Source organism: Burkholderia sp. LA-2-3-30-S1-D2, assembly GCF_001523915.2.
Lineage (GTDB): Bacteria > Pseudomonadota > Gammaproteobacteria > Burkholderiales > Burkholderiaceae > Burkholderia > Burkholderia diffusa.
Genome location: NZ_CP013384.1, coordinates 2913508 through 2929557, shown reverse-complemented (window position 1 = coordinate 2929557; position 16050 = coordinate 2913508). Strand labels below are relative to the sequence as shown.

Here is a 16050-nt window from a genome sequence, read left to right as displayed (position 1 = left end):
AAGCCTGAACGGCACTTCGACAGGCGGCCCAAGACCATGCAAGTGCAATCATGACTTCCAACCACAAGCCCCTGATCCAGGGCGAATCGCGTTTCGACCAGACGCAACTGAACATCGAAAAGGACAACTGGAACTGGTGCGCGCCGTCCCGCTACGACGGCGAGCGCCCGGCCAACTGGTACGAGGCGTCTCTGTCGCGCCATGAAAACAGCGCGCCGCTCGCGCACGACATGGTGTGCGACGTGCTGGTGATCGGTGCGGGGCTGCTCGGTGCATCGGCCGCGCTGCATCTGGCGGAAGCGGGCGTCGACACGATCCTCGTCGACAAGCATCACGTCGGCTCCGCGGCGTCGGGCCGCAACGGCGGCCAGCTCACGCCGGGCCTCGCGCGCTGGGAAGCAGCCGACATGATCGACCATCTGTCGCACGACGACGCGAAGCGGCTGTGGCGCTTCGCGTCGGCCGAATCGATGGACCTGATCGACGCGATCGGCGCGCGTTACGCACTCGACCTCGACCGCAAGCGCGGCCACATCACGGCGGCGGTCCACCCGGGCCACATGAGCGCGCTGCTCGACGGCGCCGACGCACGCCGCCATCTCGGTGACGCCGGCGTGACGCTCGTCGGCCGCCATCAGCTGCACGACGAATACGTGCGCTCGGGGCTGTATCACGGTGCGGCGATCGACGCGACCGGTGGCCAGCTTCATCCGCTCGCGCTGGTGCGCGGTCTCGTGCACGGCTTCCGGCTGAACGGCGGTGCGTTGTACGAGGGCACCGAGGTGCTGGAGCTCGACGAAACGCCGGCGGGCGTCGTCGCGACGACGCCGGGCGGCACGATCACCGCGCGCCGTGGCGTCGTGCTCGCGCTGCACAACACGACGTTCCGTCTGCTGGACGACGGCACCGCCACCACTGTGCCGTTCTTCACGTACGTCAGCGTGACGGCGCCGCTCGACGTCGACGTCGCGACACTGATGCCGGCCGGCATGCCGGTGTACGACACGCAGTTCCAGATCGACTACTACCGGCCGGTGCGCGGCAACCGCCTGCTGTTCGGCGGGCAGGGCACCGGCACGTGCTGGGCACAGCCCGACGTCAACGCGTATCTGCTGACGCGGCTGAACACGGTGTTCCCGCAGGCCGATGGCCAGTTCGCACTGGACTACTGCTGGAGCGGCGTCAGCGACTTCACGCTGAACGGCGCGACCGACAGTCGCAAGACCGACGGCCGCGTGCCGATGTACATGGTGCAGGGCTGGAGCGGTCATGGCGTCGCGCAGACGGTGCGGATCGGCAAGGCGATCTGCGACGATTTCGTCGGTCGCAACGACGATTTCTCGATGCTGACCGGCATCGATCACCGCGCGATTCCGCTCGGCCGCCAGTTGTCGCCGATCGCGATTCCCGCTGCGAAGGCCGCGATGAGCGTGATGAGCGCACTCAACCCGGGGCGGATGATCTCGTTCTGACCGGCCGCGGCAGGCAATGAAAAAGCCCGATGCGATTGCTCGCATCGGGCTTTTTTACGTGCGGAGACGGCGGTGCTTACGCGATCCGCTTCGCGAGTTCGACGGCCTTGCCGATGTACGACGCAGGCGTCATCGCGAGCAGGCGGTCCTTCGCATCTTGCGGGATCGCCAGCGTGCCGACGAATTCCTGCAGCGCTTCGCGCGTGATGCCCTTGCCGCGCGTCAGTTCCTTCAGCTGCTCGTACGGGTTCTCGATGCCGTAGCGGCGCATCACCGTCTGCACCGGCTCCGCGAGCACTTCCCAGCAGTTGTCGAGGTCTTCGTTCAGGCGCTGCGGGTTTACTTCGAGCTTGTCGAGGCCGCGGATCAGCGAGTCGTACGCGAGCAGCGAGTAGCCGAGTGCGACGCCCATGTTGCGCAGCACCGTCGAGTCGGTCAGGTCGCGCTGCCAGCGCGACACCGGCAGCTTGTCGGCGAGGTGGCGCAGCGTCGCGTTCGCGAGGCCGAGGTTGCCTTCCGAGTTCTCGAAGTCGATCGGATTGACCTTGTGCGGCATCGTCGACGAGCCGATTTCGCCGGCCTTCGTCTTCTGCTTGAAGTAGCCGACCGAGATGTAGCCCCACACGTCGCGGTCGAGGTCGAGCAGGATCGTGTTCGCGCGCGCGACCGCATCGAACAGCTCCGCCATGTAGTCGTGCGGCTCGATCTGGATCGTGTACGGGTTGAAGGTGAGCTTCAGGCGGTTCTCGATCACGTCGCGCGAGAACGCTTCCCAGTCGAATTCCGGATACGCGGACAGGTGCGCGTTGAAGTTGCCGACCGCGCCGTTCATCTTGCCGAGGATCTCGACCTTCTCGATGCGCGTGATCGCGCGCGAGAGGCGGGCCGCGACGTTCGCGAGTTCCTTGCCGAGCGTCGTCGGGCTGGCCGGCTGGCCGTGCGTGCGCGACAGCATCGGCTGCTCGGCAAGCGCGTGCGACAGCGCGACGAGGCGCTGGTGGACCGTGCGCAGCGCCGGCACGATCACGTGCTCGCGCGCGCCGGCGAGCATCATCCCGTGCGACGTGTTGTTGATGTCTTCGGACGTACACGCGAAGTGGATGAATTCGCTGGCCTTCTCGAGTTCGGCCTGGCCCTTCACCGATTCCTTCAGCCAGTATTCGACGGCCTTCACGTCGTGGTTCGTCACGCGCTCGATGTCCTTGATGCGGGCGGCGTCGTGCGCGGTGAAGCGCTCGGCGAGTTGCAGCAGGAATTGTTCGGACGCGTCCGAGAAGCGCGGGACTTCCGCGAAGCCGGCGCGCGACAGCGCGATCAGCCAGTGCACCTCGACGGTGACGCGGTGGCGCATGAAGGCGGCTTCGGAGAGCCAGTCGCGCAGCGCTTCGGTCTTGCTGGCGTAGCGGCCGTCGATGGGCGAGAGCGCGGTGAGGGCGAAAAGCGTATCGGGACGAGTGTCGGACATGATCGGGCGTGGCCTTGGCGGCCGGTGCGAACGAGGGGAGGAGAATCCGGCATTTTACCATTGGCGCGGGGCGATCCCGGCCGAACCTGTCCGGCCGCCGCCGCCGTGGGCGATCGGCACGCATGCGGCGCCCGGGCGGCGCGCAAGCAGTCCGCCGGCTGGCGCCCGGGCCGGCTCGCCGGGCTGCCCGCCGCGCCGCCGGGCGGGCTCGCCCGCCGGTAGAATGCAGGCTTCTTCCCGACTGCCGCCCGCCGCGCCCGCCTGCATGGAACTGAAATGGCTCGAAGACTTCGTCTCGCTCGCGGAAACGCGCAGCTTTAGCCGGTCCGCCGAACTGCGGCACGTGTCGCAGCCCGCGTTCTCGCGGCGCATCCAGGCGCTCGAGGCATGGCTCGCGACCGAACTGATCGATCGTTCGGTTTATCCGACGCGGCTCACGCAGGCCGGCCAGATCTTCTACGAGCAGGCATTGACGATGCTGTCGCAGGCGCACGAGGCGCGCACGCTGCTGCGCGGCCATGTCGGCGCGCCGGTGCCGACCATCGAGTTCGCGGTGCCGCATACGCTGTCGCTCACGTATTTTCCGCGCTGGCTGCAGCGGATCGAGGCGAAGATGGGGCAGGTCCACACACGGTTGCGCGCGCTGAACGTGCACGACGCCGTGCTGTCGCTGGTCGAGGGCGGCTGCGATCTCGTGATGGGCTACCACCACCCGAGCCACCCCGTCGCGCTCGATCCGGCCCGCTACGACATGCTGGTCCTAGGCAGCGAGCCGATCAGCGCATTTTCGGCGCCGGGCCGCGCGGGCCGGCCGCGCTATACGTTGCCGGGCACGGCCGAGGCGCGCGTGCCGTACCTGTCTTATACGCCGAATGCGTATCTCGGCCGGATGACCGAAGTCATCGTTGCGAACGCACCGACGCCGCTGTTCCTCGATCGCGTGTACGAAACCGACATGGCCGAAGGGCTGAAGGCAATGGCGCTCGCGGGCCACGGCGTCGCGTTTCTGCCGCACAGCGCCGTCGAGGATGCGGTGGCCACCGGCCGCCTGATCCGGCTCGACCGGTCCGCGCGCGGCGGCACGCACCCGTTCACGCTGACGATGGAGATCCGCCTGTACTGCGACAAGCTCGCGCTGCAGGGCGACGACCCGCACCAGAAGCTCGTACGCGCACTGTGGGAAGTCGTGCGCGACGAGCTGCGCGAAACCGCCGGTTAACCGTGAGCGGTTAACAGCGCCGGTCGAGCGCGCCGCCGCCGCCGAGACGCTTGCCGCGCCTTTCGGACCGATGTCCGGCGGGCGTTCTTGCGCAAATCGACCGCGGATTTGCAAAAAATCACGATCATGCAGGAAACGCATAATCGAATAAGCAAACGGCATTGGATAAAAAAAACGGGTTTTTCGACAATGTGCGCAATCCGTTGAACGTTGGAGCGTCCATGTCTTCGCAACTGCAGTCCATCCCGTCCTACCTTCACGCCGACGATCTCGGCCCGTGGGGCAACTACCTTCAGCAGGTCGATCGCGTCGCGCCGTACCTCGGTTCGCTGTCGCGCTGGCTCGAAACGCTGAAGCGTCCGAAGCGCATCCTGATCGTCGATGTGCCCATCGAGCTCGACAACGGCACCGTCGCGCACTTCGAAGGCTATCGCGTGCAGCACAACGTGTCGCGCGGCCCGGGCAAGGGCGGCGTGCGCTACCACCAGGACGTGACGCTGTCGGAAGTGATGGCACTGTCGGCATGGATGTCGGTGAAGAACGCGGCCGTGAACGTGCCGTACGGCGGTGCGAAGGGCGGCATCCGCGTCGACCCGCGCAAGCTGTCGCGCGGTGAGCTCGAACGCGTGACGCGTCGCTACACCAGCGAAATCGGCATCATCATCGGCCCGAACACCGATATTCCGGCGCCGGACGTCAACACCAACGAACAGGTGATGGCGTGGATGATGGACACGTTCTCGATGAACCAGGGCCAGACGTCGACCGGCGTCGTGACCGGCAAGCCGATCTCGCTCGGCGGTTCGCTCGGCCGCAAGGAAGCGACGGGCCGCGGCGTGTTCGTCGTCGGTTGCGAGGCGGCGAAGAAGAAGGGCCTCGAGATCGAAGGCGCGCGCATCGCGGTGCAGGGCTTCGGCAACGTCGGCGGCATCGCGGCGAAGCTGTTCCAGGAAGCGGGTTCGAAGGTGATCGCGGTGCAGGATCACACGGGCACGATCTACCAGCCGGCCGGCCTCGATTCGAACAAGCTGCTCGACCACGTCGCACGCACGGGCGGCGTCGCGGGCTTCGAAGGTGCCGAACCGATGCCGAACGACGAGTTCTGGACGGTCGAGACCGACATCCTGATCCCGGCGGCACTGGAAAACCAGATCACCGAGAAGAACGCATCGAAGATCCGCACGAAGATCATCGTCGAGGGCGCGAACGGCCCGACGACGACGGCGGCCGACGACATCCTGAGCGCGAACGGCGTGCTCGTGATCCCCGACGTGATCGCGAATGCGGGCGGCGTGACCGTGTCGTACTTCGAGTGGGTGCAGGACTTCTCGAGCTTCTTCTGGACGGAAGACGAGATCAACCACCGTCTCGAGCGCGTGATGCGCGAAGCGTTCGCCGGCGTGTGGGCGGTCGCGGAAGAGCACAAGGTGTCGGTGCGTACGGCGGCGTTCATCGTCGCGTGCAAGCGCATCCTGATGGCGCGCGAAATGCGCGGCCTGTATCCCTGATCGGTCATTGCCGATTCGATCCGGCAACTATGACACGAGCATGACGCAATCCACCCGATTGTGTGCATGAACCCTCGCGGGCGGTGGCGAATCCGGCATCGCCCGCGTGTGCATCAGGCGCTACCCAGGGGCGCCGGAAGCCGGGAGGACGGCTTCGTACAGGACGATTCGTAGTACGGTAAACAACCAGTACTTTCAAAAATATTACTTTGATACACTGGCGCGGGTTTCAGCCAAGGAGATGACCAAAATGAAATACCAGAAGGCAGTCCTGATGGTCGCGGCGCTGTGCGCGTTCGCGAGCGGCGCGCATGCACAGGAGACCGGCACGCTGAAGAAGATCAAGGACACGGGCGTGATCGCGCTGGGCCACCGCGAATCGTCGATTCCGTTCTCCTACTATGACCAGAGCCAGCAGGTCGTCGGTTATTCGCGCGAATTCCAGATGAAAGTCGTGGACGCCGTGAAGAAGAAGCTGAACCTGCCGAACCTGCAGGTCAAGAACATCCCGGTGACGTCGCAGAACCGCATCCCGCTCGTGCAGAACGGCACGGTGGACATCGAGTGCGGCTCGACGACCAACAACACGGAGCGTCAGCAGCAGGCCGCATTCTCCGACACGATCTTCGTGATCGGCACGCGCCTGATGACGAAGAAGGATTCGGGAATCAAGGACTTCGCCGACCTCAAGGGTAAGACGGTCGTGACCACCGCCGGCACGACGTCCGAGCGCCTGCTGCGCAAGATGAACAACGAGAAGCAGCTGGGCATGAACATCATCAGCGCGAAGGACCACGGCGACTCGTTCAACACGCTCGAGTCGGGCCGCGCGGTCGCGTTCATGATGGACGACGCGCTGCTCGCGGGCGAGCGCGCGAAGGCGAGGCAGCCGGGCGAGTGGGTGATCGTCGGCACGCCGCAGTCGGAAGAGGCGTACGGCTGCATGATGCGCAAGGGCGATGCGGACTTCAAGAAGGTCGTCGACGACGCGATCTCGCAAGTCGAGAAATCGGGCGAAGCCGCGAAGATCTACGCGAAGTGGTTCGAGAACCCGATTCCGCCGAAGGGGCTGAACCTGAACTTCCCGCTGTCCGATTCGATGAAGAAGCTGTACGCGAACCCGAACGACAAGGCGCTCGACTGACCAAGCAGCCGCTGACGCAGAAATGACGCTACTGAAACGGAAGAGGCCTCGCTTCTTCCGTTTCTTTTTGCTGGAGTCTTGCCCATGTCTTACCACTGGAACTGGGGCATCTTCCTGAGCCCCGTCTCGACCGGCGAGCCGACGACTTACTTCGGATGGCTGATGTCCGGATTCTGGGTGACGATCGAGGTGTCGCTCGTCGCCTGGGTCGTCGCGCTGATCGTCGGTTCGCTGTTCGGCGTGCTGCGCACGGTGCCGAACAAATGGCTGTCCGCGCTCGGCACCGTGTACGTGTCGATCTTCCGGAACATCCCGCTGATCGTGCAGTTCTTCGTCTGGTACCTCGTCGTGCCCGAACTGCTGCCCGCGTCGATCGGCACCTGGATCAAGCAGTTGCCGCCCGGCACGCAGTTCTTCACCGCGTCGATCGTCTGTCTGGGCCTGTTCACGGGCGCGCGCGTGTGCGAACAGGTGCGCTCGGGGATCAACGCGCTGCCGAAGGGCCAGCGCGCGGCCGGCCTCGCGATGGGCTTCACGCAATGGCAGACGTACCGCTACGTGCTGCTGCCGGTTGCATACCGGATCATCGTGCCGCCGCTCACGTCCGAGTTCCTGAACATCTTCAAGAACTCCGCGGTCGCGTCGACGATCGGCCTGCTCGACTTGTCCGCGCAGGCCCGCCAGCTCGTCGACTACACCGCGCAGACCTACGAGTCGTTCATCGCGGTGACGCTTGCGTATGTGCTCATCAACCTCGTCGTGATGTCGTTCATGCGCTGGATCGAAGGCCGCACGCGGCTGCCCGGCTACATCGGAGGCAAGTGATGCATCAGTTCGACTGGAGTAGTATTCCCGGCGCGATACCGACGCTGTGGTCGGGTGCGATCGTCACGTTCAAGATCACGCTGATCGCGATCGTCATCGGCATCGTCTGGGGCACGCTGCTGGCGCTGATGCGGCTGTCCGGCGTGAAGCCGCTCGAGTGGTTCGCAAAGGCATACGTGACGGTGTTCCGCTCCATCCCGCTCGTGATGGTGCTGCTGTGGTTCTTCCTGATCGTGCCGCAGGTGCTGCAGGGCGTGCTCGGGCTGTCGCCGACGATCGACATCCGGCTCGCGTCGGCGATGGTCGCGTTCTCGCTGTTCGAAGCCGCGTATTATTCCGAGATCATCCGCGCCGGCATCCAGTCGGTGCCGCGCGGGCAGGTGAACGCAGCGTTCGCGCTCGGCATGAACTACGCGCAGGCCATGCGCCTCGTGATCCTGCCGCAGGCGTTCCGCGCGATGGTGCCGCTGCTGCTCACGCAGGCGATCGTCCTGTTCCAGGATACGTCGCTCGTATACGTGATCAGTCTCGCGGACTTCTTCCGCACGGCCGCCAACATCGGCGACCGCGACGGCACGACCGTCGAGATGGTCCTGTTCGCCGGCGCATGCTATTTCGTGATTTGCTCGTTGGCGTCTGTTCTCGTCAAGGGTCTCCAGAAAAAGGTCACACGATGATTTCCATCAAGAACGTTTCCAAGTGGTACGGCCAGTTTCAGGTTCTCACCGACTGCACGACCGAGGTCAAGAAAGGCGAAGTGGTCGTCGTGTGCGGCCCGTCGGGCTCCGGCAAGTCGACGCTGATCAAGACCGTCAACGGCCTCGAGCCGTTCCAGCAGGGCGAGATCCTCGTGAACGGCCAGTCGGTCGGCGACAAGAAGACGAACCTGTCGAAGCTGCGCTCGAAGGTCGGGATGGTGTTCCAGCACTTCGAGCTGTTCCCGCACCTGTCGATCACCGAGAACCTGACGCTCGCGCAGGTCAAGGTGCTCGGCCGCGGCAAGGACGAAGCGACCGACAAGGGCATGAAGCTGCTCGATCGCGTCGGCCTGAAGGCGCATGCGCACAAGTTTCCGGGCCAGCTGTCGGGTGGCCAGCAGCAGCGGGTCGCGATCGCGCGCGCGCTGTCGATGGACCCGATCGCGATGCTGTTCGACGAGCCGACGTCCGCGCTCGATCCCGAGATGATCAACGAGGTGCTCGACGTGATGGTCGAGCTCGCGCAGGAAGGGATGACGATGATGGTCGTGACGCACGAGATGGGCTTCGCGAAGAAGGTCGCCCATCGCGTGATCTTCATGGACAAGGGCGCGATCGTCGAGGACGACCGCAAGGACGATTTCTTCTCGAATCCGAAGTCGGATCGCGCGAAGGACTTCCTCGCGAAAATCCTGCACTGAGCGCTCGTGCGCGCGGAATGCGCAAACCGCCCGGCCGAACGCCGGGCGGTTTTTTTTCGCCTGCCGTCCGTCGCCCGCCGCTGGCGACGAACGGATTCCGGCGCGCGGCGTTACCAGCTGTAGCGGTAGCCAACCTGCCCGGTGACGCCGCGCCGGTAATCGCCGCCGATGTTGCGCGCATATTTCACGTTCGCGTACAACTCGCCCGACTTGCCGAAGCCCGCGGTCACGCCAAGGCCGAGCTCGTACCACGTGCGGCCCAGGTGCGTCGCGAACGGCGTGCCGCCGACGACGGTCTGGCCCGGCGACAGGAAGTCGTGCAGCACGTCGGCAGTGAAGTACGGCGTCGCGGCGCCGCCACCCGCGTTCGCGTCGAGGTTCGGCCGGAAGATGCGCACGCCGACGCGTCCGCGCAACGCATTGGTCGTCGTGCCCGACACGGCAGACACATTGTCGTCGAACCCGTTCAGCTTCAGGTACTGATACATCAGCTGCGCCTGCGGCTCGACCGCGATCGGCGTGCCGCCGATCCCGAACGGCTTGCCGACCTCCTGCGACAGTGCGATGCCGAAGCCGTTCTGCGATGCCTCGTTGCCGTAGCTGTCGCGATAGCGGTTGCCGTAGTGCGTGACCTGGCCGACGCTGTCGAAGTAGGTGCCGTCGGACAGGTAGCGCGTCCAGTAGCCGCCGACGCTCTGCGCGTGCATCTCGACCGAGCCCGTCGACGTCGACAGGCCCGCTGCGTCGGCGCGTGCCATGTCACTGAAGCTCGCGTTCGCGACGCCGATGCTCGCCGTCACGCCCGCATGCGTGCTGCCGCCGCCGGGCGCCTGGTCGAGCGTCCAGTCCTTGCCGAACTGCGCGAAGAACGTGCGCTCGTCGGCCGCGAAACGGCCCGCGTTCGCATCGAGGCTCTGTCCGCCGATGCGGCCCCACACACCGTCGCGGTTGCCCGACGCCTGCTTCTCGAGGTTGTAGATGTCGCCGACGCGCTCGTGCAGCTTGCCGAGCGTCGAGAAGCCGTAGTCCGCGTTCAGCAGCGGCGTCATCGCATAGCCTGCGACGCCCGGACGGTACGCGAGATTGCCGCCGCCTTTGATGACGTTCGGGCCGACCGGATCGCCCGGGTCCGTCGGGTCGAGTTGCGAGCGCAGATACCAGCCGTTCGCATCGCTCTGTCCGCCTCGGTAGAGCCGGTATTCGTATGCGCCGGCCTGCACCGGGCCCGCGAGATGGAACGCCGATGCGGAGGTCGTGCCGCCGTTGGCCGTGACGACCACCGGAATCCCTTCGCCCGTCGTCTGCGCGCCGGTGCCGCCCGTGTTCGCGATCTTCAGCCCCGTCGTGCCGGTCGCGGCACCGCCGTTCACGATCAGCCGGTCGGTCGGCGAGGCATCGGCGCCGAGATAGGTGTTCAGCGCGATCGTGCCGCCGTTGCCGACGTAACTGCCGGTCGTCAACGTCCGGTAGCTGCCTGCCGCCGTCGGCGCGCCGGACGGCGCGGCGAATGCAACCAGACCCGCGTTGTTCAGGCTGCTCAGCACGGAGCTGCCGGTCATGTGCCACGTGCTCGTGCCGTCCACGGTGAGCGCGACCGGATCGATCTTGCCGGTGAGGGTCGTGCCGTTCGTCAGGAACACGTTGCCGGTGCTCGACGCGTCCGACACGATGTCGCCGGCGAGATTCACGGCCGATGCGTTGAAGGTCGCGGTGCTCCCGTTCGCGAGGTCCAGCAGTGTGCCGTTGCCGGCCGTCACGACGGTGCCGTTGCGCACCGCGATATCGACCGTGCCGCCGCGCGCCGCGAACGCCGGCCCGGCGACGGACGCGACGCTGCCGCCGTCGACGAGCACTGCGCTCGTCGCGCCGGTCGCGAGCGTGTCGGTGCTCAGCACGCCGGCCGTCGCGCCCTTGAGCGTCGTGCCGGTCAGCGCGAGCACGCCGCCGCCGTCGACCGTCGCGCCGTTGCCGGCCGCGCTCGCGATCGACGAACCCGTGTCGCCGATGCGGCCGCCATTCCGTACGACGAGGCCGTCGGCTGCCGTGCCCGCCGTGGAGACCTTCGCGCCCGACAGCAGTGCGATCGCGCCGCTGCCCGCGACGATCGCGTGCGCGCCGGCACCCGTCGTCGTGACGGTCGTACCGTCGGCCGCGAGCGTCGAATCCGCGCCCGTCACGAAGAGGCCGCGCGCGTCGTCGCCGGCGGTGCGCACGATGGTCGCCGCATCGGTCGCGATGCGCGCGCCGGCGCCCGTCGACGACAGTCCGTCGGCGCCGGCGCCGGTCGTGCCGATCCGCGTGCCCGACAGCACGATCGTCGTGTTCGAACCGAGGTTGTCGATGCCCTTGCCCACGCCGCCCACCGCGATCGACGTCTCACCGGCTGCGATCCCGCCGCCCGACACGGTCGAGTCGATCAGCACGCCGTCGGCGCTGCCGTTCGCGACGACGGTGCCCGCGCCCGACAGGGCGAGCGACGCGCCGGTATCCGTCAGGTGAACGCCGGCGATGCCGTCGTCCGCCTCGATCGTGCCCGCGTTGGCGAGCGTTGCCGACGCGCCTTGCACGAGCGCGCCGGTGCCGTTCGATACGCGGATCGCCGACGCGTTGTTCACCGTGCCGAGCGTGCCGACGACCACCCCCGTCGAGCCGGCGCCGGTCAGCAGCACCGTATTGCGGTTCTCGAGCGTGCCGAGGTTTTGCGCGACGAAGCCGGTCACGCCGGCCGTCGACGACGCGACCGCCGCGTTGTTGGTCAGCGTCGTCGCGACTGGCGTTCCGGCGTTCGCTCCGGTAAGGGCGTGCGCCTGGCCGTCGACGGTGCCCGCGATCGCGCCGGCCGCATTCAGGTCGATGGTCGCGCCCGAGTCGATCGTGCCCGTCGCGCCGCCTTCGACTACGACCGCGATGCCGTCCGTGCCGTTGACGTTGTAGGTGGCGTGTCCCGTGGACAGCGTCGTGCCGGCACCCGTGGCGAGTACGCCGCGCGCGCGCTGGCCGTTCACGTCGGTCGTCAGCGTGCCGGCCGCCGACGCGCCCGTATAGGCCGCGCCGCCCGCGATGCGGAACAGCGTCGAATCGTCGGTATCGACGCTCAGGTGCTGCGCGGCGACGTTGATCTTCGAGCCAGCGCCGTATGCGTAGAAACCGATCTGGTTCGTGCCCGACATGAAGGCGGGCACGGCGTTGGCGTCGACGTTGATCGTCGCGCCCGAGCGCGCGTGGACGCCGATCGCGCCGTTGCCCGTCAGGTTGAGCGCGCCGTCGACCGTGGCCTTCGCGCGCGGCCCTTCGGCCCACACGCCATAGTTGCGCGTGTCCGACGCCGGATCGAGCCCGCCAGCCACGTTGATCGTGCCGGTCGACGTCGCGGCCGTCGCGGTCGAACCGGTGCCGACCACCATGATGCCGATGCCGTTCACGCCGTTCAGCGTGATCGTGCCCGTGTTGGTCACGGTCGCGGCCGTATTGGCGGCGAGCATGCCGACGTTGGCGAACGGCGTGCCGGGTGCCGCACCGTTCACGATGATCGTGCCCGCGTTGCGCAGCGTGCCGGACGACGAACCGATGCTCGCCATCCCGGCGCCGTTTTGCGTCTGCGAGCCGATCACGATCGAGCCGAGGTTGCTGGCGGTGCCCGATGCGCCGAGCAGGATCCCGTAGGAATGCGCGGACAGCGCGACGTCGTTCGCCGCTGCCCCTGGTCCGTATTGGGCCGCACGGCCGAGATAGATCGTGCCGCCGGCCGCGTTCGTGAAGGCGCCGCCGGCCGCGAAGCCGCCGATCACCTGGCTGTCGAGCGTCGTCGCGTTGACGCCGACGTTGATCGTGCCGGCGTTCGACGCGTTCGCACCGTTCGTCACGGCCACCGCGTAGTTCTGCAGGTCGGGGCGGTTGCCGTCGAGCGTCCATGCGCCGACGTTCATCACCCCGTTGTTGACGAACGAGGTACCCGTGCCGCTTGCGTAAACGCCATTGCCCTCGGTGTACGCGTGGAAGCCGAAGTTGTCGGGCGGCGCGCTGCTGCTCGTGTCGAAATTGTCGCCGGACGCGTAGCCGGACGAGATCGTGCCGTTGTTGACGCCGCTCGCGCCGTTCAGCAGGCGCACCAGCGTGAAGTCGCCCGACAGGCGGCCGTCGTTGACGAAGTGCGCGCCGTCTTCCGCGAGGACGGCCGAGCTCGACGCGATCGTGTTGGTGCCGCGGAAGTCGATCTGGCCGTCCTTGCCGATTTGCAGTGTCGCGTTCGCGCCCGTGCCGTGCATCGCCGACAGATGATCGATCGGCAGCGTGTTCTTGTCGCCCGACGATACGTTGTTCTGATACTGGAAGGTTTGCTGCGAGAACGTGACGGCCTGGCCGAACGCGCTGTCGTAGGCGGCCTGCGAGCCGAGCGCGCCGCTTTGTACCGAACGCACGAGAAAGTCGTTGTACGCGGCGAGCGACGCGGCGTCGGTGACGGTCCACGTGCTGCCGTCGAATGCGGTGAAGGTGCCCGCATAGGCCGGGACGTCGAGCTGGAGATTGCCAACGGCACCGCCGCTCGCGAGATAGTCGCCGGTGCCGAGCCAGACCTGGTTGCGCGAATTCCAGTTGACGACGCTTTTTGCCGTGCCGGTGCCGTCCGCGAAGGTCAGGTCGGTCTGCTTCGGCGCGATCGAGATCGCGTTGCCGGCCGCGTCTGGCGCGTTCGCGGGATTGCCGATCGACACGTTCAACGTGCCGCCGGTGTTGTCGACGGTGCCGATCCGCAGGTTCACGTACTGGTTCCCGTTCACGTCATGGTAGACGGGCACCTCGGTCGAGCCGGCCGTCGACGCGGCGAATGCGGACGAGTTGTACGTGGCGATCGACGTATGGGTGCCCGTAATCGTGTCGGGCGTGCTGACGCTCTGCGTCTTGCCGCCGAGCGACAGCAGCGGCTGGTTCGGGTTGCCCGACACGATGGACGTATTGCCGATCGGCGTGAGCGTATAGCCGGGGTCGCCAGCGGCACCCGTCCATGCACCCGTCACGCCGACCGTGTCGCCGCCCGACACGGTCGTGGCGCCGGCCAGGTTGTCGTTGACGGTCGGGCTGACGCTGCCGAGCGCGCAACTACCGCCGCTTGCGACCGCCGAACCGTTACCGCAGGTCGATGCGTACGCGGAGCCGGCCGACAGCGCGGCCAGCGCCGCACCGAGCGCGGCGACGCGTAGCGGCGAGCGGCGGATCGCCGTGCGGCCGTCACGGCGGCTTGGGGCCGATTGGCTGCCCGAACGCTTGCCGCGCGCCCGGGCCGTTTCCGCAACCGCGACCCAGCAGCCGGCGGCTTCGCTCCATATCGATCGAAATGAGTGATTCACGACAAGCCCCTCTTTCTTCTTTTGAAGTGGTATTCGCCGTATGCGGCGAATGCGCATTCCACGGTGATGTGTGTTTCGAATGGACGTGCGGCAGCCGTGGCTGCGTCGAGTGCCAATCAGGATTCGTTACACCGAAGATGGAGCGAGTCTACTAATCGACGGGATGGTCGATTTTCAAAAAATCAAGATATGTGGGGATGGTAACGGTATGGGGTGGTATTTCTGGATTGTGTGATTAATCGAACTGAAAGCCTTGGTGGGGAAGGGTTTGGTGGGCTTTCCTATAGGCCGGGCGGGATCGCCAGGTCGGTGGGATAGCGCACGATCAGTGTTGGGTTCATGCTTTAAACTGCGGCTTCCGGATTATCCGTTTTAGACCGCTTTTATCTTGTTTTTTTGTTGGTTAATTATTTTCTATCGAAAATTAATAAAATAAAAGCGGATGTTGTATGGCGATGATCGCGTGCATCCAATGGCGATCTGAATGAAACGCGAAACGTCGCCGGGCGGAGACTTTCACTGCCGGTGATCGCCGGGTCGTGACGCGCGCGCACAAGCGGAAGGCGGGAAGGGCGGGCGCCCGGCGGCGCGGCGCGCTCAGTAGTCGATCGGGTCGTCGGCGTCGTCCGCGGTGCCGACCGCCAGCGCCTCGCGCTGCACACCGCCGCACGGGGCGGACGCCGATGCGTCGAGCGCCGGGTTGCGCAGCTTCTCGAGCACGCGCTCGGGCACCGGAATTTGCATCCGCGCGGTGACGTCGCCGCACTGGAACATGATCAGCTCGCCCGGTTCGAACGAGGTCCAGATTTCGTTGTCGGTCAGCGGCTGCGTGGCGATCACCGCGACGCGATCCTCGGGCGTCGTGTATTTCGCAAAGTCGATTGACAGGTCTTCGTCGACCAGATGCGCGGTCGAGAACGGCCAGCGCCGCACGAGGTAGTGCAGCCGCGTCGAGCAGTGCGCGAAGAGCGCCTGGCCGTTCGACATCAGGAAGTTGAACACGCCGTGATCGGTGATGCCGCGCGTCAGCTCGCCGACGCGCTCGAACAGTTCCGGCAACGGCGGCTGCGCGCCGGGGAACGCTTCGCGCAGCCCCTGCATCAGCACGCAGAACGCCTTCTCGCTGTCGGTCGTGCCGACCGGATGGTAGACGCTGCCGTCGAGATCGGGTTCGTAGTCCTGCAGATCGCCGTTATGCGCGAAGATCCAGTGCCGCCCCCACAGCTCGCGCATGAACGGGTGGCTGTTCTCGAGCAGGATGTGACCCTGTGTGGCCTTGCGGATGTGCGCGATCGTGTTCTTGGACTTGATCGGGTAGCGCTTTACCATTTCGGCGATCGGCGACGTGGCCGACGCCTGCTGGTCGATGAACAGGCGACACGCCTTGTCCTCGAAGAACGCGATCCCCCAGCCGTCGGCATGGTGATCGGTGAGGCCGCCCCGGGCCGCGAAACCTGTGAAGGAGAATGTGACGTCCGTCGGCGCGGCGCAGTTCATTCCTAGGAGTTGGCACATTTTACTTGGGGCGGGGGCGGAAGCTGGGTAACCAACCGGGTGAACCCCGGTACAATGTGGCTTCTAGCATATCACCGAGCCTTGAGCGGTAAAAAGCGGATTCCGCCAGCCGAAGGCCTCGTGTTGCGGTTTGCCGTCAGTCGGCCCGCGCACGCGCG

General features: G+C 66.2%; 10 protein-coding genes. 7 read left to right on the top strand and 3 right to left on the bottom strand.

Features of this window, described 5'->3' with window-relative positions:
- Positions 1-50: 50 nt before the first annotated feature.
- Complete coding sequence (locus tag WS66_RS26520) at positions 51-1472, top strand: NAD(P)/FAD-dependent oxidoreductase (RefSeq protein WP_059608241.1); 1422 nt, start codon at positions 51-53, stop codon at positions 1470-1472.
- A 76-nt stretch (positions 1473-1548) separates the two neighbouring features.
- Here WS66_RS26520 and purB read toward each other — a convergent pair whose 3' ends face one another.
- Positions 1549-2937 carry an adenylosuccinate lyase gene (gene purB / locus WS66_RS26515; protein ID WP_059608242.1) on the bottom strand — a complete coding sequence of 463 codons (1389 nt, stop codon included), beginning with the start codon at positions 2935-2937 and terminating at the stop codon, positions 1549-1551.
- Positions 2938-3202: 265 nt separating this feature from the next.
- On the opposite strand from purB, the gene WS66_RS26510 reads away from it, so the two are divergent.
- The 6 genes from WS66_RS26510 to WS66_RS26485 all read left to right on the top strand — a co-directional run bounded on the left by WS66_RS26510 (position 3203) and on the right by WS66_RS26485 (position 9032).
- On the top strand, positions 3203-4156 hold the full coding sequence (locus tag WS66_RS26510) for a LysR substrate-binding domain-containing protein (RefSeq protein WP_059608243.1): 954 nt from the start codon (positions 3203-3205) through the stop codon (positions 4154-4156).
- Positions 4157-4377: 221 nt separating this feature from the next.
- Positions 4378-5664, top strand: coding sequence for a Glu/Leu/Phe/Val family dehydrogenase (locus WS66_RS26505; protein ID WP_059465395.1), 1287 nt, complete (start codon positions 4378-4380; stop codon positions 5662-5664).
- A gap of 250 nt (positions 5665-5914) precedes the next feature.
- A complete protein-coding gene (locus tag WS66_RS26500) occupies positions 5915-6808 on the top strand; it encodes a glutamate/aspartate ABC transporter substrate-binding protein (protein WP_059608345.1) in 894 nt (297 codons plus the stop codon).
- An 84-nt stretch (positions 6809-6892) separates the two neighbouring features.
- Complete coding sequence (locus tag WS66_RS26495; RefSeq protein WP_059608244.1) at positions 6893-7633, top strand: amino acid ABC transporter permease; 741 nt, start codon at positions 6893-6895, stop codon at positions 7631-7633.
- Positions 7633-8310 carry a glutamate/aspartate ABC transporter permease GltK gene (gene gltK / locus WS66_RS26490; protein ID WP_059608245.1) on the top strand — a complete coding sequence of 226 codons (678 nt, stop codon included), beginning with the start codon at positions 7633-7635 and terminating at the stop codon, positions 8308-8310. Before WS66_RS26495 ends, gltK begins: the two co-directional genes overlap by 1 nt.
- The gene (locus tag WS66_RS26485) at positions 8307-9032 is read left to right on the top strand and encodes an amino acid ABC transporter ATP-binding protein (protein ID WP_059608246.1); all 726 of its coding nucleotides are present in this window, start codon (positions 8307-8309) and stop codon (positions 9030-9032) included. The genes gltK and WS66_RS26485 overlap by 4 nt, the downstream gene beginning before the upstream one ends.
- A 110-nt stretch (positions 9033-9142) precedes the next feature.
- Here WS66_RS26485 and WS66_RS26480 read toward each other — a convergent pair whose 3' ends face one another.
- Together WS66_RS26480 and WS66_RS26475 are read right to left on the bottom strand one after the other, a co-directional pair.
- Positions 9143-14377, bottom strand: coding sequence for an autotransporter outer membrane beta-barrel domain-containing protein (locus WS66_RS26480; RefSeq protein ID WP_059608247.1), 5235 nt, complete (start codon positions 14375-14377; stop codon positions 9143-9145).
- A gap of 597 nt (positions 14378-14974) precedes the next feature.
- Entirely contained in the window at positions 14975-15892 is a 918-nt protein-coding gene (locus tag WS66_RS26475) for a class II glutamine amidotransferase (RefSeq protein WP_059608248.1), read from the bottom strand.
- Between the last annotated feature and the right edge of the window lie 158 nt (positions 15893-16050).